We start from the raw sequence: 21497 nt of genomic DNA on the forward strand, positions 1-21497 counted from the left end.
CCGCGGGCCGGCTGGAGATCCATCAGACACCCCCTGAAGCCCGCTCAGTCCAGCGCGGCCCAGGAGTCGAGCATCGAGCGGGCGATGGACACCCGGCCCGGGAGCAGCACGCTCCCCGGCTCGGGCGTGGCGGCCCAGTCGCCCTGGGTCATCGCCCGGCGCAGTTCGGCGCGGGTGATCCAGCGGGCCTCCTCGATCTCGCCGTCCGCGGGGACCAGCGGTGCCTCCGGGTCGGCGCGCGCGTGGAAGCCGACCATCAGCGAGCGCGGGAACGGCCAGGCCTGGCTGCCCAGGTAGGTGATGTCGGTGACCTCGACGCCCACCTCCTCGCCGATCTCGCGGGCCACGCACGCCTCCAGGGACTCGCCCGCCTCGACGAAGCCGGCGAGCACGGAGTAGCGCCCCGGCGGCCAGACCGGCTGCCGGGCGAGCAGCACGCGGTCCGCCCCGTCGTGCACCAGGCAGATCACGGCCGGGTCGGTGCGCGGGTACTCCTCGTGGCCCTCGGCCTCGCACCTGCGGGCCCAGCCCGCGTTGTGCGGATGGGTCGGCGAGCCGTCCCGCGCGCAGAACCGCGCGGTGTCGTGCCAGTTGAGCGCCGCGACCGCGCCGGTGAGCAGGCCCGCTCCCAGCGCGTCCAGCTCGCCGCCGACCGCACGCAGGTCCGACCACTCCGACGGGTCGTCTCCCGCCACCAGGTCCGGGCGCCCGCGCACGGCCCAGTAGGCGACGCCCTCGGCCTCGCCGAGCAGCACGGCGTCCTCCGGGGGCGCGGGCGCGATGTCCGTGGCGGGCTTGGTGCGCAGGGTGACCCCGGATCCCGACGCGGCGTCCCACCCCGCGGCGTCCCCCTCCGCGAAGTGGGCCCCCGGCGCCGTGTCCCAGGAGACCGGGGTGCGCCCCTTCTCGTCCACCACGACGACGCGGGCCGTGGCCCAGCCCGCCTTCTGCCGGTCCGCGTCCAGCCGGAGCGGTTCGTCACGCGCGACCGTGCCCCGGGACAGGACCGGCGGCTGGATCAGCCGGAAGCTCACTCCACACCTCCGAGCGCCCGCAGCCGCGGGCCGATCGTCTCGGCGTCACCCACGATGACACCGGTGAACCGCTCGGGGGCGAAGTACTGCAGAGCCGCGTCCGCGACCTGCTCGGGAGTGACCGCCTCCAGCCGGACCGGCCGCTCCCGCAGCCAGTCGATCCCCAGGCCCGCCGCGTCCAGGGCCGACAGGGTCGCCGCGAGCCCGCCCTGGCTGTCCAGCGAGATCAGCAGCGACCCGACGGCGTAGCGCCGGGCGGCGTCGATCTCCTCGGCCGTCGGCGGCACGGCCACCATCCGGCCCAGCTCGTACCGCGTCTCCAGGAGCGCGGCCGCCGTGACGTCACTCGCCACGTCCGTCTCCACGCCGAGCACCGCACCGCCGGGCACGAACTCCGCCCCCGAGTGGGCGCCGTAGGTGTAGCCCTTGTCCTCGCGAACGTTCTCCATCCAGCGCGACGAGAAGTAGCCGCCGAAGACCAGGTTGGCCAGCTGGAAGGCGGCGTACCCCGGGTCGTCCCGGCGCAGCGCCGGTCCGGTGAGCCGCAGCTGGGACTGCACCGAACCGGGCCGGTGCACGAGCTCGAGGGGGCCGGCGACGGGCAGCGGCGGCGGGCTCAGCTCGCGCGCCGTCGCTTCGGACCGCCAGTGGCCCAACGCCTTCTCCACCTCGGCGAGCGCACTCTGCGGCTCGATGTCGCCCACCAGCACCAGCGTGGAGCCGCGCGGCACCACTCCCGCCGCGTGCAGCGCCCGGACCTGCTCCGCCGTGACGGCCGCGACCGCCTCGCCCGTCGGCGTCTCCAGCGCGATCGGGTGGTCGCCGAACCGCTTGCGCTGCAGGGCCTCCCGCGCCACCGTGCGCGGCTGGGCACGCGCGAGCGAGATCCGCTCGACGAGCCGGGCGCGCTCGCGCGCCAGCTCCTGCTCGGGATAGGTCGCCGAGGTGAGGACCTCGCCGAGGACCCCGAGCACGGTCGGCAGCCCGGCGGCGAGGCCGGAGCCCTGCACCACGAGCCGCTCGGGGTCGACGAACACGCCGAGGTCCGCGCCCACCGTGGCCAGCTCGTCGTCGATGCCGACCCGGTCCCGCTCCGCGGTGCCGGTCAGCAGGGTGGAGGACAGCAGCTCGGCCCGGGCCGAGAACGCCTGGTCCGCCGTGGGACCGGCGGCCGCGAACGGGATCCGCAGCCGCACCTCGACCATCGGGACGCCGGGCCGGTGGACGGCCAGGACGCGCAGCCCGTTCGACAGGGTGGTGGTGTGGACCTCCGGGAGCGGCACCTCGCGGGTCGCACCCAGGTCCGGCAGCGGCCGGGGGCCCTGCGGGGTGCGGCCGATCTGCTCGGCGCTGCGGTGGGTGGTGGGCGCGCTCATTCCGCGGTCTCCTCGGCGGTCGGATCGGCGGTCGGTTCCACGAGCAGGACGGCGCGTCCCTGGGACCGCAGCGCGGCCGCCGCGGCCCGCACCCCGTCCGGGGTGATCGCCGCGATCCGGGCGGGCAGCTCGGTGGCGATCTCCGCGCGGCCGTAGAGCAGCTCGCGGGCGCCGAGGCCGAGCATCCGGTACATCACCCGGTCGTCCTCGTGGTGCAGGGCCGCGGCCCAACGGGCGGACTGGCGGGCCAGCTCCTCGGCCGACGGGCCCGCGGCCGCCAGCTTGTCCAGCTCCTCGTCGACCGCGCCGAGCACCCGGTCCGGGTCGACGTCCGCCGGATGGACCGCGGTGATCGTGAAGGTGTCCGGGTCCCGCGCATCGAGCGGGCCGCCCATCAGCCCGTTGCTCGCGCTGACGTCCGTGACCAGCCCGTCGGTGTGGACGAGCCTGCGCTGCAGTCGGGCCGCCTCACCGTCCGACAGCACGGAGGCGAGCAGGGCGTGCGCCAGGTACGCGTCCAGCTCGGTGGTCGGGTCCGGCACCCGGTAGCCGACGGCCAGGGCGGGCAGCGGGGCGTGCGCGTCCGCGACGGCCTGGCGGCGCTCGGCACCCGCGACCGGCTCGGCGAACGACGGCCGCGGCGGGGTGGGCCGTGCGGGGATGTCGCCGAAGTGCTTCTCGATCAGCGCCAGCGTGCCGTCCACCCCGTGCTCGCCCAGGTCGCCGTGCACCGTGACCAGCGCGTTCCCCGGGGCGTAGAAGGTGTCGAAGAACGACGCCGCATCGTCTAGCGTGGCCTGTTCGAGCTCGCTGAAGTCCCCGTACCCGTTGTGCGCGTTCGGGAAGGTGTCGTAGAGGACCGGGGGCAGCAGGATCCAGGGGAAGCCGCCGTAGGGGCGGTTCAGCACGTTGAGCCGGATCTCCTCCTTCACCACGTCCACCTGGTTGCGCAGGTTCTCCTCGGTGAGCATCGGCGCGCGCAGCCGGTCCGCCTCGAGGAACAGCGCCCGCTCCAGCGCGGCGCCGGGCAGCACCTCGAAGTAGTCCGTGTAGTCCTGGTGGGTGGAGCCGTTGAACACCCCGCCCGCACCCTGGACCTGCCGGAAATGGGCCAGCTTCTCCAGGCTCTCGCTGCCCTGGAACATCAGGTGCTCGAACAGGTGGGCGAAGCCCGTGCGCCCCTCCGGTTCCGAGCGGAACCCGACATCGACGTGCACCGAGACCCCGACCACCGGCGTGGCCGGGTCGGGGACGACGAGGACCCGCAGCCCGTTGCCGAGCACTGTCCGGTGGATCTGGAGTTCCGACACGACCCGACCCTATCCCCGGCTCCCGACCGTCCGCCGGGTGATCGGCGCCGGAGGGGTCAGTTGTCCACAGGTCGACCGGGCACGAGCACGAGTGTCGCTGCGAGGAGTGCCGCGACACCCGCCGCGAGCAACGTCCAGGAACCGATCTCGATGCTGAACGTCGACGTGTCGAGCGTGCCCGCCGCGAGGGCGAGGTCGGCGGCGCGGAACATTGCCTCGATGGTCAGCCACAGGTAGGCGACAGTCCCGGACACCACACCTGCTCCGACGCCGACGAGAAGCGTCGCCGGCCTTCTCGCACGGGGCCGAGCAGCCCCCCAGAGCACTCCCGCAGCCAGCATCAGGGCGCCGACACCCAACGGGATCCCGTCGAGGATGGCGACGGCGGATTGCCCGTTCACGTCCGCCCACCACCCGGTTCCAGTGACGCTCTGGATCTCCCCGTCCACCACCCAGGTCGCTGTGTTGTAGGGAAGGAAGCTGCCGGCGACCGCCAGGACGCCCGCCGAAAGACCCACGATGAGGGCCAGGGTGCCGACGACGGGCCCCGGATCGGACGCGGTCGTCCGATCCGGCACGCGGACAGCCGGAGACGGAGGCCGGGACGCGCCCGAAGACATGATCATGAGCGAACCCTGCCGGCTACCCGAAAGCAACGGACGATACGCCCGAACGGCTCAGGCGGGCGGGAGGATGACGAACTGGCGCAGGGCGAGGTCGGGGTAGGTGACCGGGCCGCGGGGGCCCGGGGTGTGGTCGACGTTGATGCCCGTCTCGGGGAGGCCGAGGAGCTTGTAGCCGTCGAGCAGCCGGGTCGGGGCGTTCCAGAACACGCCGGTGCCGGTGTAGGCGTCGATGAAGGTGCGGGCGACCGTCTCGTCGGTGGCGGCGACGCAGGCGGCGAGGCCGGAGGTCTCCCGGGCGGCGGTCAGCGCGGCCTCGACCGCACCGTCCACGGGGGCGACCGTCACGTGCGCCTCGTTGCCCGAGTCGAGGGCCCACTCGTGGCCCAACGCGTGCTCGTGCGGCGGCAGCGACAAGGTGATCCCCCTGTCCCGCAACACCTTCTCCGCGACCGGCAGCAGCCGGTCGTACACCGGGCTGTCGATCAGCAGCAGGTTCAGCCGGTTGCACACCCCGAGCCGGTCGGTGGAGTCGTGCACGAGGCGCTCGACCAGCGCGTCGTCGGCGCTGGAGTCGAGGTAGAGGACTCCGCCGCCGTCGGCGTGGGCGAGCACGCGGGTGCCCGCGGCGGCGCCGAGCGTCGACAGCTTGCGGGTCACCTCGCCGCTGCCGCGCACCACGACCAGCGGCACGAGATCGGGCAGGCCGACGAGCGCCTCGGCGCCCGCGTGGCCGGGCAGCGGCACGAGCTGTACGGCGTCGGTGGGGATGCCGTGGGCCGCGAGGGCGGGCGCGATGACGAGCTCGACCAGGGCGGTCGCGCTGCCGAGCGCCGCGGAACCGGTCCGCAGCACGGCCGCGCTGCGGGCCTTGAGGACCTGGGAGGCCACGTCGATCGTGACGTTCGGCCGGGCCTCGAACACCGCGCCGATCACGCCGACCGGGATGCTGCGCTCGAACACGCGCTCCCCCGACGGCAGGTCGCGGACGAACCGCTCGGTGGGGGGCTCGGGGGTGTCGGCGAGCACCTCGAGCTGGGTCGCCATGTCCGAAAGGCGCTCCGGGGTGATCCGGAGCCGGTCGAGCAGCCCGCCCGCCATGCCGTTCGCGGTGGCGGACTCGACGTCCGCGGCGTTGGCCGCCAACAGCTCCGGCGCCTTCTCGCGCAGCAGGCCCGCGGCGGTGCGCAGGGCCGCGTCGACGGCCGGGCCACCGGCCGCGCGCACTCCCGGCGCGGCCGCGGCGGCGCGCTGGGCAGCGGCACGGACGGCGACGAACTCGGCGGAGCTTTCAGGGGCCTGACTCACCGCGCCAGGGTACGTCACCAGCGTCGATCACCCGTGGCCGTGCTCGGTCGGCGGGAGGGCACGTTTCGTGCGCCCACTGCTGCGTGATCGCCGATAGCGTGCGCTCAGAGCTGTGCGCACGACAGTGGGCGCACGTTTCGTGCACGAGGTGGGCCGGGGCGACGTGAGCGCACGTTTCGTGCACTCACTGCTGCATGATCGCCCATGTCGTGCGCTCGGTGCTGCGCGCACAGCACCGAGCGCACGCTATCGGCGATCATGGACCGGTTCCGCATAGACGACGATGTTGTCCTCGTAGCTGCGCGTCCGCGGGTCGAAGCGGCCGCCGCAGGTGATCAGCACGAGCCGCGGGGGGCCGGTGCGGGCGAAGGTGTCCGCGGGCAGGGCGGCCTTCCCGAACTCCCGCCGCGCGACCACGCGGTACTCGACCGAACGGCCGTCGGCAGCCCGCAGGACCACCGGTTCCCCCACCGTGAGCTGCGGCAACACCGCCAGCACCCCGATGCCCGCGAGCCGTGAGTCCACGTGCCCCGCGACGACCACGGTGCCGGTCCCCGAACCGGCGAGCGCGCCCGGCGCCCACCAGCCGACCGTCTGCGGCGGGTCCGGCACGAGCAACGCCCCGTCCGGCCCGGTACCGACCGGCACGACCGGCGCGGCGATCCCCCGCAGCTCCAGTCGGGCCGGGACCGTCCCGGGCAGCCGGAGGTCGAGCGGCGCACCCGGCCGCAGGTCCCCCGTCTCGACGCGGGCGGGTGCGGCTGCGGTGGGCACGTCGCCGACCGGCGCCGCGTCGACGGCGGGCTCCCGCCCGAACCACAGCGCCGCGGCGGTCCCGAGCAGAACCGCCCCGGCCAGCAGCAACGCCGTCGGCCCCCGCGGCCGCCGAGGACGCGGCGCGGGGCCCCCGCCCGACGGCGTGGTCGCGGCGGCGTCGGGCCGCGTGCCCTCGAACGCCCGCAGGGCGGCGGGCAGGGCGACGGCGGGCAGCAGATACGCGGCCAGCGCGGACGCGGGGGGCGCATACGCTGGCAGTGCAGCATCAGGCAGCGCAGCACGAGGTAGCGCATACGCTGACAGTGCAGTACCCGGCAGCGCAGCACGAGGTAGCGCACACGCTGACAGCGCAGCATCAGGCAGCGCAGCACCCGGCAGCGCACACGCCGGCAACGCAGCACCCGGCAGCGCGTCACCCGAGGGCGCTCCAGACTCCGGCCGCGCCGCCGCGGGCAGGTCGGGCACGGTCAGGAGCGGTCGGCGCGGGTGCGGGTCCGGGTGCGGGCGGCGGCGACACCACCGGCGCCGAGCAGGACCAGACCGGAGCCGGCGAGGATCACCGGGAGGACGTCGTCGGACCCGGCGGCCTGGCCGCCGGTGCCTGCGTCGACCGCACCGGGCGTGGTGGCACCTGCCGCGGAGGTCGCTGCGTTCACCCGGCCCGCGAGGGCGTCGAGCTTGCGCAGGGCCTCCTGGGCGGCGGCCTTGGCCTCCGGGGTGGCGTTCGGGTCGGCGAGGACGGCCTGGGCGGCGTCGCGTGCCTGCTGCATCAGCGACTGCGCGGCCTGCAGCCAGGCGGTGTCGAACGGCTGCCCGGAGCGGGCCCGCAGATCGGCGACGAGGGCCTGCTGCTGGGCGTCGAGCTGGTCGCCGAGGGTCACCCCGGCCGCCGTCGCAGCCTGCTTGACCTGGTCGAGCAGCGCCTGCCCCTGGGTGGTCAGCTCCGGCGCGAGGCCGGTCACCTGCTCGCCGACGCCCTTCTCGGTCCCGAGCCCGCCCAGCGCGACCAGGGCGAGAGCACCCTGGTTCGCCTGCCCGAAGGCCTCGCGGGTGGCGTCGGTGGCCTGGCCACCCGCGTCGGGCGCGGGGGCGGCGGTGTCGGTGGGGATGGCGGGAGCCTGGTCGCTCGGCGACGAGCAGGCGACGGCGCCGGTCAGGGCCAGTGCGGACAGCAGAGTGCCTGTAGTCAGGCGAGCACGGAACGTCACAGCGTCCGAGTATCGCGGCGCAACGAATCCCCGCAACCGGACGGAGTCCTATCGTGTACTCCGTTCAGCCGAGGTGATTGACACCCGTTCGGCGGGGGAACACCGAGCGTCCGCCCGTCATCGCCCGGGGATCCGCGCGGGCGTCGAGGGCGGCGGGACGACCGGGCCGATGTCGCCGTCCGGCGCCGCGTCGAGGTCGACCACGACCGGGGCGTGGTCGCTCGGCCCGGATCCCTTGCGCGCCTTGCGGTCGATCCACGCCGCCTGCACCCGCCCGGCGGGGTCGCTGCCGCAGAGCACCAGGTCGATCCGCATCCCGAGGTCCTTGTGGAAGCGGCCGGCGCGGTAGTCCCAGTAGGAGAAGACCCGCTCGGTCGGCCACCGGTCCCGCACGACGTCCGCGAGCCCGGTCGCCTCCAGCGCCGCCAGGGCCTCCCGCTCCGGCGGCGTGACGTGCGTGGAACCGACGAACACCGCCGGGTCCCAGACGTCCGCGTCGGTCGGCGCGATGTTCATGTCGCCCGCCACGACCGTGGTGGCCGGGTCGCCCGCGGACACCAGGTGCCGCAGCGACTCCAGCCAGCGGAGCTTATAGCCGTAGTGCGGGTCGTCGGGGGTGCGGCCGTTCGGCACGTAGACCGAGGTGACGCGCAGCCCGCCGCAGGTCGCGGTGATCGCGCGGGCGTCGAGGGAGCCGTCGAACTCGGGCTCCTCGGGCAGCCCGCGCACGACGTCCACCAGGCCGACGCGCGACAGCAGCGCGACCCCGTTCCAGCGACCCTGCCCGTGGTGGGCGACCTCGTAGCCGCGCTCGCGGATCGGGCCGTCGAGCTCCTTCGCCCAGTCGTCGTCGGACAGCTTGGTCTCCTGCAGGCACACGACGTCCGGCGCCCGCTCGTCCAGCCACGGCAGGAGCCGGGGGAGGCGGGACTTCGCGGAGTTGACGTTCCAGGTCGCGACACGCACGACCGCGAAGACTAATCCTCGTCCGGGGGCGTGGCCTTGCGGACGTAGAGGAGCCGGTCGCCGCGCTCGAGGGCGTCGACCTTCGAGGCGTCCACCCGGTACAGCTGCTCGCCCCGCACCACGCCCAGCACGATGTCCGCGAGGTGCCGGGGCGACCCGCCCACCTCGCTCGCCTCCACCTCGCGCTCGCTGATCGCGAAGCCCGCGTCCGGGGTGAGCAGGTCCTCGACCACCTCGACGACGCTCGGGGTGCGGGTCGCGACGCCGAGCAACCGCCCCGCCGTCTCCGCGGAGACGATCACGGAGTCGGCGCCGGACTGGCGGAGGAGGTGGACGTTCTCCGACTCCCGCACCGCCACCACGATGCGCGTCTTGGGCGACAGCTCCTTCGCCGTCAGGGTGACGAGAACGGCGGTGTCGTCCCGGTTCGTGGCCACGATGACCGCCGAGGCCTGGTGCACCCCGGCGATCCGCAGCACCGAGGACCGGGTGGCGTTGCCGGTCACGGTCACGAGGCCGAGGGCGGAGGCCGCGTCGAGCTGGGCGCGGTCGGTGTCCACCACCACGATCCGCTCGGGCTCGGTCCCGTCCCCGAGCAGGGTCTCGACGGCGGCACGACCCTTCGTGCCGTAGCCGATGACGACCGTGTGGTCGCGCACGCGTGACCTCCAGCGCTGGATGCGGAACGACTGCCGGGAACGTTCGGTGAGCAGCTCGACGGTCGTGCCGACGAGGACGATCAGGAACAGCAGCCGCAGCGGCGTGATCACCACGGTGGTGAGCAGCCGCGCGAGCGGGGTGTAGGGGACGATGTCGCCGTAGCCGGTCGTGGAGAGCGACACCGTGGCGTAGTAGAGGGCGTCGTTGAACGAGATCGGGCCCTCGCCGTTGTTGTCGACGTAGCCGTCCCGCCCGATCCAGACGATCAGCGCCGCGGCGAGCAGCGCGCCGAACGCGACGGCCACCCGCTTGAGGAGCGCGACCAGCGGGCGCTCCGGGTTGTCGGGCATGCGGAGGGCGCCGATCACCTGCGGATCGACGGGCGGGCGGCGGGTCCGATCACGCATCGCGGCGCAGAATAGCGGTGATCGTCCCCGCCCGGGAGCGCGCGGTCGCCGACGCCGGACCGCGGGCGCTCCGGGTCACTCGATCGTGATGCCCGCGGCCGCGCAGGCCGAGTCGACCAGGGCGTCGAGACCGAAGGCGGACACCGGGTCCAGCGCGCCCACGCCCTCGATCTCCGACGCGTGCGCGGCGCCCCAGGCCAGCAGCGCGGCCGTCAGCGAGTAGGGGTCGCCGAACCGCAGCCGGGTCCGGGCGAGCAGGGTGCCGCCCGCGTCGAACACCTCGGCGACCGTCTCGGACCGGGCGGCCGCCGCGGCGGCCGGATCGGGCTCGCGCGGGATCCGGGTCGTGAGGCGGCGCAGGCCGCGCAGGGCGATCCCGGGCGGCGGCGGGAGCCGGTGGATCGCCGTGCTCGCCCGCCCGAACCAGCCCAGGTGGACGTCGACGGTGCGCAGCCCCGGCGCCAGGCGGGGCAGCGCGAAGTGCTCCAGGGCACCGATCGAGAAGGCCGGGCGCGGTACGCCGTCGACGAGGTAGGTGCGCAGTCTGCGTCCACCCGGCTCAGTGACCAGTGCGCCGTCGGCCACCGCGAAGGCGGGGCTGCTCGCGATGCTGACCGCCGACTCGGCCGTGCCGCGGGAGAACCACCGTCCGCCGCCGGTCAGGAAGTAGCCGACATCGACCCGCGCCGCCTGCTCCCCCGCCTCGCGCAGGGCCAGGGCACCGGCGAGCACGCCGGGTACGAAGTCGTAGCCGAAGGCCGGGACCAGACGGGCCCCGGAGCGCTGCGCTGCGGGCCCCTGCAGCTCGAAGACCTCGCGCAGGAACGGGCCCTCCCCGGTCGAGTCCAGATAGGTCGCACCCGCCGCGACCACGGCGGCCAAGGCGGCGCCGCCGAGCTCGGCGAACGGACCGACGGTGCTGACCAGGACGTCGCCCGGCTCGACCAGGGCGGCGACGGACGCCATGTCCGTGACGTCCGCCCTGGCGGTCTCGCAGCCCAGCCGCGCGCCCAGTGCCTCGGGGTTGCGCCCGGCGAGCACCGGTCGCAGGCCCCGCGCGAGCATCGCCTCGGCGGTGCGTCCGCCGGTGAACCCCGTGGCGCCGAACAGCACGATCCGTCCCGTCACGGGCCCGACCGTACTGGGCCCGGCCGCTCAGAACACCGCTGCCGTCCGTGGGTGGCTACGCTGCTGCGGTGGTGACCGAGGACGCGCCCCGGCGACGGTTCTTCCGCCGCGCCGCGCCGGACGCCACCGCCGTGCTCGCCGTCGGCTCGGCCATCGCCGAGGACCTGCGCGGCGGCCTCAGCCCCCGCGCGCCCGACCTCGGCGCCGATCCCGTGGCCCGGGCAGGCCGGCGGCTGCGGTCGCTGCTCGGGGCGGACGCCGTCGGGCTGGCGGACCTGCACGGCACTCCCGCGTGGGCCGGGCGGGCCCCGGCGGCGGCCGAGGACCTCGTCGAACAGGTGCGCCGGGACGGGCACCGGGCCTCGGCAGGCGGCGTGACCGCCGTCCCGCTGCTGGTCCGGGGCGAGGTCGCGGGGGTGTTGGTCGTGGCGGGGGACGTCGCGCGCGGGGCGGTGCGGCGCACCGCGGACTGGGTCGCCGAGGCCCTCGAACGCGGGCGGCTGGAGGCCTCCGCGGAGGCGGCCGCACGGGCCGAGCTGCGGGCCCTGCGTGCGGAGATCTCCCCGCACTTCGTCTACAACGCCCTCACCACCATCGGGTCCTTCGTGGACTCCGACCCCGAGCGGGCGCGCGACCTCATCCTGGACTTCGCCGAGTACATCCGGCACTCGGTCGCCCGCCGCGGCGACTACACGACCCTCGCGGGCGAGTTCCGGGCCATCGAGGCCTACCTGACGCTGGCCAGGGCGGTGCTGGGCGACCGGCTGCGCGTCCAGGTCCGCATCGCGCCCGAGGTGCTCCCGGTGGCGCTGCCCTTCCTCGCCCTGCAACCGTTGGTGGAGAACGCGGTGCAACACGGCGTCGAGCGGCGCGAGGAGGGCGGGTCGGTGCAGGTCAGCGGTGAGGCGCAGGGCTCGGAGTGCGTCATCGCGATCGAGGACGACGGCCCGGGCATGGACCCCGACCACGCGCGCGCCGTGCTCGCGGGCGCCACCGCCGGTGACGGGCTGGCGCTGACCAACGTCGACCGTCGGCTGCGCGCGGTCTACGGGCCGCAGTACGGCCTGGTGATCGAGACCGCCCTCGGCGAGGGGACCCGCGTGGTGGTGCGGGTGCCGCGCTTCCAGGCCGGGGTGGTGGCCTCGTGACGCTCCGGGTGCTCGCCGTGGACGACGTCGCCCCCGCGCTCGCGGAGCTGTCCCGCCTGCTGGCCGCCTCGTCGCACGTGAGGGAGGTCGTGCCCGCGGGGGATGCGTTGTCCGCCCTGAAGCTGATCAAGGATGCGCGGTTCGACGCCGTGTTCCTCGACATCTCCATGCCCGGCATGGACGGGCTGGAGCTGGCCGGCGTGCTCGCCCGCATGACCGATCCCCCGGAGCTGGTGTTCGTCACCGCGTTCGAGGAGCACGCGGTGTCCGCCTACGGCGTCGGAGCGCTGGACTATCTCCTCAAACCCGTTGCGCGCGAACGCCTCGACGCCGCCTTGGCCCGGATCGTGCGCGTCGCGCGGCCCGCGGCGGCCCAGCCCCCGCCGCCCGCCGTCGACGAGCTGGCGGCCGTGTCGGTGGAGCTGGGCGGGCGCACCCGGTACGTGCGGCGCGCGGACGTGCGGTTCGCCGAGGCACAGGGCGACTACGTGCGGCTGCACACCCGGGGCGGATCGCACCTGGTCAGGATGCCGATCTCGCGGCTCGAGGAGCACTGGGCGGCGTTCGGGTACGTGCGCGTGCACCGCAGCTTCCTGCTCGCCGTGCCCGCGGTGCAGGAGCTGCGCAGCGACGCGAGCGGCGGGCTGCTGGCGCACACCGACGCGGGCGACGTCCCGGTGAGCCGCCGGCACGCCCGCGACCTGCGCGACCGTCTCCTGGAAGCCGCGCAACGCGGGGATTTCGCGGGTGGTGCGCGGTGAGGGGCCTTCGGTCGCTGGGGCTGACGCTTGGGACGCCCAAGCGTCGCTCTGTGGTGCTTGGGCGTCCCAAGCGTCACAGGCCCCCGGTGCTTGGGCGTCCCAAGCGTCGCTCCGCGGTGCTTGGGCGTCCCAAGCGTCACAGGCGCCCGGTGCTTGGGCGTCCCAAGCGTCGCTCCATGGCGCTTGGGCGTCCCAAGCGTCAGTGGGGCCGGGGGCGGGCGTGAGTCGCGGAAAACGCGTGGCCGTCACCTCACCCCAGACCCGGATGGCGTTGGCCACGCGGCGGGCCGGGCCCGTGACCTCGCTCGACGCCGAGGCGCTCGCCCGCGCCCGCCGGGTGCGCCGGGCGCAGCTGCGGGTCGCGGCAGGCACGCTGGTCGGGGCCGCCTTGCTGCTGGTCGGGCTGCCCGCCCTGCTCGACCTACTGCCCCGGGACTGGCGGGTCGGGGACATGCCCGTGGTGTGGCTGGCCGTCGCCGTCCTGCCCTATCCCGTGCTCGCGACGCTGGCCTGGGTGCAGCTGCGTCGCGCGGAGCGGGTCGAGTGATCGCGCTCGCCGTCGTCCCCGTCGTCCTGGCCACCCTGCTGATCGGCGCGCGCGGGGTGGCCGCGATGCGCTCGACATCGGACTTCCTGGTCGCCTCCCGCCGGGTGTCGCCCACCCTGAACGCGGCGGCGGTGAGCGGCGAGTACCTGTCCGCCGCATCCTTCCTGGGCATCGCGGGGCTCGTGGTGAAGAACGGCGTCGGGGCGCTCTGGTACCCGGTCGGCTTCACCGCGGGCTACCTGTTGATGCTCGTGCTGGTCGCCGCACCCATGCGCCGCACGGGCGCGCTGACCGTGCCGGACTTCGCCGAGGCCCGGCTGGGGTCGGTGCGGTTGCGGCGGTTCTCGGCGGTCGTCGTGCTGGTGATCGCAGGCCTCTACCTGGTCCCCCAGTTCACCGCGGCGGGCCAGGTCCTGACACTGGTCAGCGGCGCCCCGTACTGGGTCGGCATCGTGGTCGCGGGCGCCGCGGTGAGCATCACGCTCGCCCTCGGCGGGATGCGCGCGGCGACCTACGTGCAGGCGTTCCAGTTCGTCCTCAAGCTGGTGCTGTTCATCGTCCCGGCGGTGTGGCTGCTGGTCGCGGTCGGCGCGGAGACCCGTGCCGAGGCCCTGCGCCCGGCGGAGTACTCGATCTTCCCCGAGCCCACGTCGGTGACGTTCCGGCTCGACACCCGGCTGCAGGTCACCGCGCCCGTGACCGTCGTCGCCCAGGGGGTCCCGACGACGTTGCCGCCCGGCGAGCACGTCGCGCCCGGGGAGGCCACCTGGGTGTTCCCTGCAGGGGCGGCGGTGCCGGAGATCGCGGGGGTGGCCCTGCCCGGCAGCGACACCTGGCAGCGCCCCCTGCTCGACGGCGGCAACGGCCACCCCCTGCTGGCCACCTGGTCGATCCTGGTCGCCACGGCCCTGGGCACGATGGGGCTGCCGCACGTGATCGTCCGGTTCCACACCAGCCCGGACGGGCGCGCCGCGCGCCGCACCGCCGCGATCACGGTGGGGCTGTTGGGTTCCTTCTACGTGTTCACGGTGGTGTACGGGCTGCTGGGGTCCGTGCTGCTGCCGGAGCTGTACCTGTCGGGGGCGACGGACACCGCGGTCGTCGCGCTGCCGTCCCGGGTGGACGGCGGGGTGGCGGGTGACCTGTTCACGGCACTGCTCACCGCGGGCGCCTTCGCCGCGTTCCTCGCCACCTCGCTCGGGCTGCTGCTCGCGCTGGCGGGCGCCGTGGCCCACGACCTGCTGCCCGGTTCGCTGCGCAGGCTGCGGCTGACCGCGCTGCTCGCCGCGGGCGTCATCGTGCTGTGTGCGCTGCCCGCCGTGCGGATCGACGTCGGGGCGGTGGTGACCTCGGCGTTCGCGGTGGCGGCGTCGACCTTCTGCCCGATGCTGGTGCTCGGGATCTGGTGGCGGCGGCTCACCGCGCGCGGCGCGTTCGCGGGGATGGCGGTCGGGCTGCTCTCGAGCGCGGGGGTGATGGCGCTCGGGTTGGTGTTGCGGCCCGAGCCCGGCCTCGCCGCGCTGCTGCTCGGCCAGCCCGCGTTGTTCTCCGTCCCGCTGGCCTTCCTGACCATGATCGCGGTCTCGCTGCGCGGCCGTCCGGCACCCGGTTCCGATGCCGCGATGCTCCGCCTGCACCTCGACGAGACGTCACCGTTCGTCTCGGATCCCGACCGTTCGTCGGCCGTTCGTCGGTGAGGGTTGCGGTGTGTCGTGGGTTACTTCCGCGCCGCGCGGGAAGCCCCTTTCCTGGGCGCATCCCACCGTGCGAGGAGGCACCGTGAGCACAGAGACTCCGTCCGGCAAGACGGAACCCGACAGCGCTCAGCCTGATTGGGAAACGGTCCAGGCGAGCCCGGAGTTCCAGGCGCTGCGCAGTCGGCTGCGGCGCTTCGTGTTCCCGGTCGCCGCGGCGTTCCTGACCTGGTACCTGGCCTACGTCCTACTGGCCAGCTACGCGCCCGCGTTCATGGCGATCCCCGTGGTCGGCGCCATCAACATCGGCCTGATCCTCGGCCTGCTGCAGTTCGTGTCCACCTTCGCGATCACCACCTGGTACGTGCGGTGGGCCGACAAGCGGTTCGACCCGCACGCCAAGGCCATCCGTGAGGAGATCGAGGGAGGCACGCTGTGACTCTGGCGCAGGGGTCCTCGATCGAGGGCTCGAACCCCATCCTGAACATCGCGATCTTCAGCGTCTTCGTGGTCATCACGCTCGGCGTGGTGATCTACGTGAGCAGGCGCAAGGCCGCGGCCAGCGCCTCGGACTTCTACACCGCGGGCGGCGGCTTCTCCGGTGCCCAGAACGGCATCGCGATCTCCGGCGACTACCTGTCGGCGGCGTCGTTCCTCGGCATCGCGGGCGCCATCGCGCTCTACGGCTACGACGGCTTCCTCTACTCGATCGGCTTCCTCGTCGCCTGGCTGGTGGCGTTGCTGCTGGTCGCGGAGCTGATGCGCAACACCGGCAAGTTCACGATGGGCGACGTCCTCGCCTTCCGGATGAAGCAGCGCCCGGTCCGGGCCGCCGCCGCCACCTCGACGCTCGCCGTGTCCTTCTTCTACCTGCTCGCCCAGATGGCCGGTGCGGGCGGGCTCGTGGCCCTGCTGCTGGACATCCGCAGCACGACCGGACAGAGCATCGTCATCGCCGTCGTCGGGGCGGTCATGATCGCGTACGTGCTGATCGGCGGCATGCGCGGCACGACGTGGGTGCAGATCATCAAGGCCGTCCTGCTCATCGCGGGCGCCGGGATCATGACCCTCTGGGTGCTCTCGCTGTACGGGTTCAACCTGTCGTCGCTGATGAACGACGCCGTGGCCCGCGCCGGTCAGGCAGGCACCAAGCTGCTCGCCCCGGGCGCCCAGTACGGCGCCAGCGGCACGACCCGCCTGGACTTCGTGTCCCTCGGCCTCGCGCTCGTGCTCGGCACCGCCGGTCTGCCGCACATCCTGATGCGCTTCTACACCGTGCCGACCGCCAAGGAGGCCCGCCGCTCGGTGGTCTGGGCGATCTGGCTGATCGGGCTGTTCTACTTGTTCACCCTGGTCCTGGGCTTCGGCGCGGGCGCACTCGTCGGGCCGGAGGCGATCCGCGCCGCGCCGGGTGCGGCCAACTCCGCCGCTCCGCTGCTGGCCTACGAGCTCGGTGGCACGGTCCTGCTCGGCATCATCGCGGCGGTGGCGTTCGCGACGATCCTCGCCGTCGTCGCCGGGCTGACGATCACGGCGTCGGCCTCGTTCGCCCACGACATCTACGTGAACGTGATCAAGCACGGCCAGGTGCAGGACGAGTCGACCACCGAGGTCAAGGTCGCCCGCCGGACGGCCGTGGTGATCGGCATCGTCGCCATCCTCGGCGGGATCCTGGCCAACGGGCAGAACATCGCGTTCCTCGTGGCGCTGGCCTTCGCCGTCGCCGCCAGCGCCAACCTGCCGACGATCCTCTACTCGCTGTTCTGGAAGCGGTTCAACACCCAGGGCGCGCTGTGGAGCATCTACGGCGGTCTGGCGATCACCCTGGTCCTGATCATCTTCTCGCCGGTCGTGTCCGGGAAGCCGGTCAACCCGACCACGGGCCGGAGCGCGTCGATGCTGCAGGGCGTGGACTTCCACTGGTTCCCGCTGGACAACCCGGGCCTCGTCTCGATCCCCCTGTCCTTCCTGCTCGGCTACCTGGGCACGGTGCTGTCGAAGGAGAAGTCCGACACGAAGCGCGCCGCCGAGATGGAGGTCCGCTCGCTCACCGGCGCAGGCGCGGAGAAGGCGGTCGCCCACTGAGACCCGTGAGTGGCGATAGTCGCCAGAGCGACTATCGCCACTCACGGGGTCTGAGCAGGGACTCGAGTTCGCGCTCCGTCATCAGGTCGGCCGGGTTGAGGGTGGCGTTCTCCTTCACGTAGTGGAACGCCGCTCGGACGCGGGCGGGCTCCACCCCGGCCAGATCGGCCCAGGCCAGGCGGTACATCGCCAGCTGGACGCCGACGGCGTGCCAGCGGTCCGCCTCCGGCACCGCGCCGGTCTTCCAGTCGACGACCGTGAAGCCGCCGTCGGGGTCCGCGAACACCGCGTCCATCCGGCCCCGCACCGCGACGCCGGCGAGCACCGTCTCGAACGAGACCTCCACCTCGACCGGCACCCGGTCCGCCCAGGCGCTGCCGAGGAACGCCTCCTGCAGCTCCTCCAGTGCCGCATCGCCCGCCGCCTCGTCGTCCGCGGCGCCGGGGAGCTCGTCGACGTCGAGCAGCTTCTCCGCGCCGAAGCGCTGTTCCAGCCAGGCGTGGAACGCCGTGCCCCGCCGCGCGTGCGGGTTCGGCTGCAGCGGCAACGGGCGGCGCAGCCCCGCCGCGAACGCCGCCTCGTCCGCCGCCAGCTCGACGAGCTGGCTGACGCTGACCTGCCCGGGCAGCGCGACGGTGGGGCGGGCGACCCCGGCCGCACGCTCGGCCAGCAGGACGTCCACGTCCGCGGCCCAACCCTCGGGGTCCGGGTCCTCGGGTTCCTCGATCTCCAGGCTCAGCTGGTTCTCGTCCTGCCGCCTGGCCTTGCGCCGGGCCCGTTCGCGGGCCCTGATCGCCTCCCGGACGAGGTCCGCGCCCTCGTGCACCGCCGCCGACCGGGCCCCGAGCGGGTCCGCGGGCCACTCGGCGGTGACCTCGCGGGCGAGCACGGGGTTCTCCGCGCCCTCCTCCGGCGGGTCCGCCCAGATCTCCGGGGCGGTGACGGCGGCGATCGCGGCGAGGAACTCCGAGGGCCCGCGCGGTGTGGACCCGGTAGCGCCCCACTGGTGCCCGGAACACAGCAGCACGCGCTCGGACCGGGTGAGCGCGACGTAGAAGAGCCTGCGCTCCTCGGTCTTGCGGCGCGCCTCCAGCCCGGACTCGTGCTCGTCCAGGGCGAGCTCGACCTGCTTGCGGTCCGGCGCGGGCGGCACGTACAGGCCGGGGAGGTCGTCCGCGTCCCCTCGCAGCGGGACGGGCAGCTCGGCGACGTTCGTGATCCAGCTGCCGGACATCTTCCGACCCGGGAACACCTGGGTGACCAGGTGCGGGACCGCCACGACCTCCCACTCGAGACCCTTCGCCGCGTGCACCGTCAGGATCTGCACCCGGTCCTCGGCGACCTCGACCTCGCCGGGTGAGAGCCCGTCCTCGGCCTGCTCGGCGGTGTCCAGGTAGTCCAGCAGCGCCGGCAGGCTCGACACCTCCGCACCCGCCGCGAAGTCCGTCACGACGTCCGCGAACGCGTCCAGGTGCGCGCGGCCCGCCGGGCCGGGCCGGGCGGCGGTCTCGACGTCCAGCAGCAGCACCCGCTCGACGTCCGCCACCAGGTCCGGCAAGGGCGCCGACGCCCGCGACCGCAGCCACGACAGCTCGCGCGCGAGCCGCTGGATCCGGGCGAACCCGGCCGCGGAGTACTGCTCGGGCGGGCCCGGATCGTCCAGCGCGTCGACCAGGCCCGCCTGCTCCGCCTGTTCACCCGGCAGCGCGCCGAGGGCCAGCTCGGCGGGCGGCAGCGGACCGTGCCGGGCGGGCAGCGGGGGGACCAGCTCGCGGGCCCGCTCCCACAGGGCGGCCAGGTCGGCGACGCCGAGCCGCCAGCGCGCACCCGTCAGCAGCCGGACGGCGGAGGGGCCGGACAGCGGGTCCGCGACGATCTTCAACGCACTGACCAGGTCGCGCACCTCGGGTGTGTCGAGGAGCCCGCCGAGCCCGACGACCTCGACCGGGAGCCCGCGGTCGCGCAGCGCGGCGGCGAGCGCGTCCATGTCCCCGCGGCGGCGGACCAGCACCGCGCTGGTCGGGGGCGATGCGCCGGCCTCCGCCCGGGCCCGCCACTGCTCGGCGATCCCGTCCGCGACCCACGCGACCTCCTCCAGGACGGTCGGGTGCAGGGCGACGCGCACATCTCCCCGCGCCGCCGTCGGGCCCGGGACCAGCGCCCCCACGTCCTCCCGCAGGGGCTCGGACACCACGTTCGCCAGGTCGAGCACCTCGGCGGGGTTGCGGAAGCTGGTGAGCAGGCCGTACTGGGCCGCGGGCTCGCCGCCCGGGGCCGGGAAGTCGGTGCGGAAGCGGGCGAGGTTGCCCGCGCTGGCCCCACGCCAGCCGTAGATCGATTGGCAGGGGTCGCCGACGGCGGTGACGGCGAGGGCGTCCGCGCGCACCGGCTCGCCGGGGATGCGACCGAACAGCGCCCGCAGCAGCACCCGCTGGGCGTGCCCGGTGTCCTGGTACTCGTCGAGCAGGACGGCGCGGTACTGGCCGCGCTCGATCTCCCCGACCTCGGGCCGGGCCTCGGCGACCCGCGCGGCGATCGCGAGCTGGTCGGAGAAGTCCATCGCCCGCTCGGCCGCCTTGCGCCGCGCGTACTCCTCGACCAGCGGCAAGAGCTCGATGCGCAGCCGCTGGGCGAACATCTTGTCCTTGTACTTCTGCGCGGGCTCGGCGCGCTGGCGCTTCGCGGGCGGCGCCGTCTCCATCAGCTCGAGCAGCTCCAGGGTGAAGCGCCGCAGCCGCTCCGGCTCGACGAGGTGCTCCCCCAGCTCCCCCGCCAGCGCCAACAGGTAACCGGTCACCGTCGCCGGGACGCGGTCGACCTCCAGGTCCGCCGCCCACGAGCTGACCACCCGGTGCGCCAGCTGCCAGGAGGCCGTCTGCCCCAGCAGCCGGGATGCCGGTTCCGCAGGCAGCCGCAGGGCGTGCTCGGACACCAGCCGCCCGGCGTAGGCGTGGTAGGTCGCGACGGTCGGCTCGCCCGCGAGCAGGGCCGCGCGGCGGGCCCCGCTGGGATCCAGCTCGTCGAGCAGCGGGGACCCCGCCAGGCGGCGCAGCCGGGACCGGACGCGCGTGCCGAGCTGCTGCGCCGCCTTGCGGGTGAAGGTCAGACCGAGCACCTGCTCCGGCAGGACCTGGCCGGTCGCGACGAGCCAGACGACGCGGGCCGCCATCGTCTCCGTCTTGCCCGCACCCGCACCGGCCACGACCAGCGCCGACTCGGCGGGTGCCGCGATCACCGCGGCCTGTTCCTCCGTCGGCGGGTGCAGGCCCAGCGCCCGCGCGAGGACCGCGGGCGGGAGCGGACCGGCGGCGACTGTCACGGTGACCTGTCTACCGCAGGGGCCCGACGGTTCAGACGGGCTGCCCGGGCAGGCTCGAGATGCGCAGGTAGTCGACCTGGAGCCGGATGTCCGGGGCGCCCTCGACCGGGGCGCCGAGCCAGCCCGGGGCCGGGCCCTGGTCCAGCTGGATCGTGGCGTGCATCGGCTTGGTCGGGATCATCGCCTTGTCCAGCGACTCCCAGGTCTTGACCCCGTCGACGTACATCGTGAGCCGGTCGGGCAGCCACTCGAACGCGAACGTGTGCCACTGCGAGAAGTCCCCCGGCGTGGAGCCGCCGAAGGTCTGGTTGTCCGCACCCCAGTGGATGATCGTGTGGGCGAGGTTCCGCTCGGGGCTCGGGACCTCCATCATGTCCAGCTCGCCGTCGTCCGGCCACTTCTCCGAGTCCGGCCAGAGCAGGATCGCCGACCCGAACCCGACGCCCTTGTCCGTGCGCGCCCGGAACTCCCACCGGCCGTAGAGCTGGCCCGACTTCATCCCGATGCCACCCGACGTCCCACCGTCCGCAGACCGGCCGGTGATGGTCAACAGCCCATCGCCGACGGTCACCGCGTCCGGGGTGCGGCGGCCGTTGTTGAAGGCGCCGACCGAGTCGTAGACGTTCCACTGCCCGCTGATCGCGCCCCCGGAGAACTCGTCGCCACCCGCGGGCGCCCAGGCGACGCCCGGCACGGGATCCGCCTGGTGCACGGCCGCGGCGGGCTTGGGCTTCGGGGTGGTGGTGCGCGGGGGCGTGGTCGTCGGCTTCGGTGTGGTCGTGGGCGCGACCGTAGTGGTGGGCGGCGGCGGGACCGTGGTCGTGGGCGCCGCCAGCGCGGCCCCCTGGGAGTCCGGGGACGGAGTCAGCTCCGGCTCCGCGGCGGACCCGCAGGCGGCCAGCAGCACGGTGAGGACACCGGCAGCGGCGACGGCGAGAACTCGGGAACGCGGGCGGGACACCGGGGGAGCCTCCTCGGGGCGCACCGGAGGCGGGGAGCGCCGGTACGCGACAGGACAGGGGGAACGCGGGGGATGCGGGCCGAACGGTACCGGGTCCGCAGGGCTCCGACCCGCATCGGCCCTCGAACGGCGTGCCCGGTGCGCTCGGTGTGCGGGGCCGCCCACCACGGTCGAAGCCTGCCGCC

The 21497-nt window shown here is 74.4% G+C and carries 18 protein-coding genes; 6 read left to right on the forward strand and 12 right to left on the reverse strand.

The genetic code is table 11. The features are described 5' to 3' along the window. Nucleotides 1–44: 44 nt before the first annotated feature. The 10 genes from nudC to L3X23_RS20085 all read right to left on the reverse strand — a co-directional run bounded on the left by nudC (nucleotide 45) and on the right by L3X23_RS20085 (nucleotide 10797). The gene (gene nudC / locus L3X23_RS20040) at nucleotides 45–1034 is read right to left on the reverse strand and encodes an NAD(+) diphosphatase (RefSeq protein ID WP_093084017.1); all 990 of its coding nucleotides are present in this window, start codon (nucleotides 1032–1034) and stop codon (nucleotides 45–47) included. After that, nucleotides 1031–2410 (reverse strand): pitrilysin family protein, encoded by a 1380-nt coding sequence (locus tag L3X23_RS20045; protein ID WP_237193645.1) that lies wholly within the window; start codon nucleotides 2408–2410, stop codon nucleotides 1031–1033. The genes nudC and L3X23_RS20045 overlap by 4 nt, the downstream gene beginning before the upstream one ends. Then, the gene (locus L3X23_RS20050; RefSeq protein WP_237193646.1) at nucleotides 2407–3720 is read right to left on the reverse strand and encodes a pitrilysin family protein; all 1314 of its coding nucleotides are present in this window, start codon (nucleotides 3718–3720) and stop codon (nucleotides 2407–2409) included. Before L3X23_RS20050 ends, L3X23_RS20045 begins: the two co-directional genes overlap by 4 nt. A 56-nt stretch (nucleotides 3721–3776) precedes the next feature. Next, nucleotides 3777–4298, reverse strand: coding sequence for a hypothetical protein (locus L3X23_RS20055; protein ID WP_237193648.1), 522 nt, complete (start codon nucleotides 4296–4298; stop codon nucleotides 3777–3779). 99 nt (nucleotides 4299–4397) lie between these two features. Next, nucleotides 4398–5651: an aldehyde dehydrogenase family protein gene (locus tag L3X23_RS20060; RefSeq protein WP_237193650.1), complete on the reverse strand. Its 1254-nt coding sequence runs from the start codon at nucleotides 5649–5651 to the stop codon at nucleotides 4398–4400. 246 nt (nucleotides 5652–5897) lie between these two features. Next, on the reverse strand, nucleotides 5898–6515 hold the full coding sequence (locus tag L3X23_RS20065; RefSeq protein WP_237193652.1) for a class F sortase: 618 nt from the start codon (nucleotides 6513–6515) through the stop codon (nucleotides 5898–5900). 380 nt (nucleotides 6516–6895) lie between these two features. Continuing rightward, nucleotides 6896–7636: a DUF4142 domain-containing protein gene (locus L3X23_RS20070; RefSeq protein WP_237193654.1), complete on the reverse strand. Its 741-nt coding sequence runs from the start codon at nucleotides 7634–7636 to the stop codon at nucleotides 6896–6898. 117 nt (nucleotides 7637–7753) lie between these two features. After that, a complete protein-coding gene (locus L3X23_RS20075) occupies nucleotides 7754–8602 on the reverse strand; it encodes an exodeoxyribonuclease III (protein ID WP_093083998.1) in 849 nt (282 codons plus the stop codon). Between the two features lie 11 nt (nucleotides 8603–8613). Further along, complete coding sequence (locus tag L3X23_RS20080) at nucleotides 8614–9669, reverse strand: TrkA family potassium uptake protein (protein ID WP_093083995.1); 1056 nt, start codon at nucleotides 9667–9669, stop codon at nucleotides 8614–8616. Nucleotides 9670–9744: 75 nt separating this feature from the next. Further along, complete coding sequence (locus L3X23_RS20085) at nucleotides 9745–10797, reverse strand: saccharopine dehydrogenase NADP-binding domain-containing protein (RefSeq protein ID WP_237193656.1); 1053 nt, start codon at nucleotides 10795–10797, stop codon at nucleotides 9745–9747. Between the two features lie 68 nt (nucleotides 10798–10865). On the opposite strand from L3X23_RS20085, the gene L3X23_RS20090 reads away from it, so the two are divergent. The 6 genes from L3X23_RS20090 to L3X23_RS20115 all read left to right on the forward strand — a co-directional run bounded on the left by L3X23_RS20090 (nucleotide 10866) and on the right by L3X23_RS20115 (nucleotide 17032). Beyond that, nucleotides 10866–11945, forward strand: coding sequence for a sensor histidine kinase (locus tag L3X23_RS20090; RefSeq protein ID WP_374204875.1), 1080 nt, complete (start codon nucleotides 10866–10868; stop codon nucleotides 11943–11945). Then, nucleotides 11942–12706 (forward strand): LytTR family DNA-binding domain-containing protein, encoded by a 765-nt coding sequence (locus L3X23_RS20095; protein ID WP_237193658.1) that lies wholly within the window; start codon nucleotides 11942–11944, stop codon nucleotides 12704–12706. Before L3X23_RS20090 ends, L3X23_RS20095 begins: the two co-directional genes overlap by 4 nt. A 238-nt stretch (nucleotides 12707–12944) precedes the next feature. Then, nucleotides 12945–13253, forward strand: coding sequence for a hypothetical protein (locus L3X23_RS20100; RefSeq protein WP_237193660.1), 309 nt, complete (start codon nucleotides 12945–12947; stop codon nucleotides 13251–13253). After that, a complete protein-coding gene (locus L3X23_RS20105; protein WP_237193661.1) occupies nucleotides 13250–14950 on the forward strand; it encodes a cation acetate symporter in 1701 nt (566 codons plus the stop codon). Before L3X23_RS20100 ends, L3X23_RS20105 begins: the two co-directional genes overlap by 4 nt. A gap of 82 nt (nucleotides 14951–15032) precedes the next feature. Next, the gene (locus L3X23_RS20110) at nucleotides 15033–15386 is read left to right on the forward strand and encodes a DUF485 domain-containing protein (RefSeq protein ID WP_237193662.1); all 354 of its coding nucleotides are present in this window, start codon (nucleotides 15033–15035) and stop codon (nucleotides 15384–15386) included. Next, nucleotides 15383–17032: a cation acetate symporter gene (locus L3X23_RS20115; RefSeq protein ID WP_237193663.1), complete on the forward strand. Its 1650-nt coding sequence runs from the start codon at nucleotides 15383–15385 to the stop codon at nucleotides 17030–17032. Before L3X23_RS20110 ends, L3X23_RS20115 begins: the two co-directional genes overlap by 4 nt. A 31-nt stretch (nucleotides 17033–17063) precedes the next feature. Here the strand turns inward: L3X23_RS20115 and L3X23_RS20120 are convergent, their stop codons facing one another. After that, nucleotides 17064–20351 (reverse strand): ATP-dependent DNA helicase, encoded by a 3288-nt coding sequence (locus L3X23_RS20120; RefSeq protein ID WP_237193664.1) that lies wholly within the window; start codon nucleotides 20349–20351, stop codon nucleotides 17064–17066. A gap of 31 nt (nucleotides 20352–20382) precedes the next feature. Beyond that, on the reverse strand, nucleotides 20383–21312 hold the full coding sequence (locus L3X23_RS20125) for a family 16 glycosylhydrolase (protein ID WP_143030046.1): 930 nt from the start codon (nucleotides 21310–21312) through the stop codon (nucleotides 20383–20385). Nucleotides 21313–21497: the final 185 nt, after the last annotated feature.

The sequence above is a fragment of the Pseudonocardia sp. WMMC193 genome (genome assembly GCF_021728735.1).
Classification (GTDB): Bacteria; Actinomycetota; Actinomycetes; order Mycobacteriales; family Pseudonocardiaceae; genus Pseudonocardia; species Pseudonocardia oroxyli.

Bases quoted from the DNA above. Each gene is read 5' to 3' on its own strand.
- L3X23_RS20080 (WP_093083995.1), bottom strand. From the start codon at position 9,669: ATGCGTGATCGGACCCGCCGCCCGCCCGTCGATCCGCAGGTGATCGGC.
- L3X23_RS20045 (WP_237193645.1), bottom strand. From the start codon at position 2,410: ATGAGCGCGCCCACCACCCACCGCAGCGCCGAGCAGATCGGCCGCACC.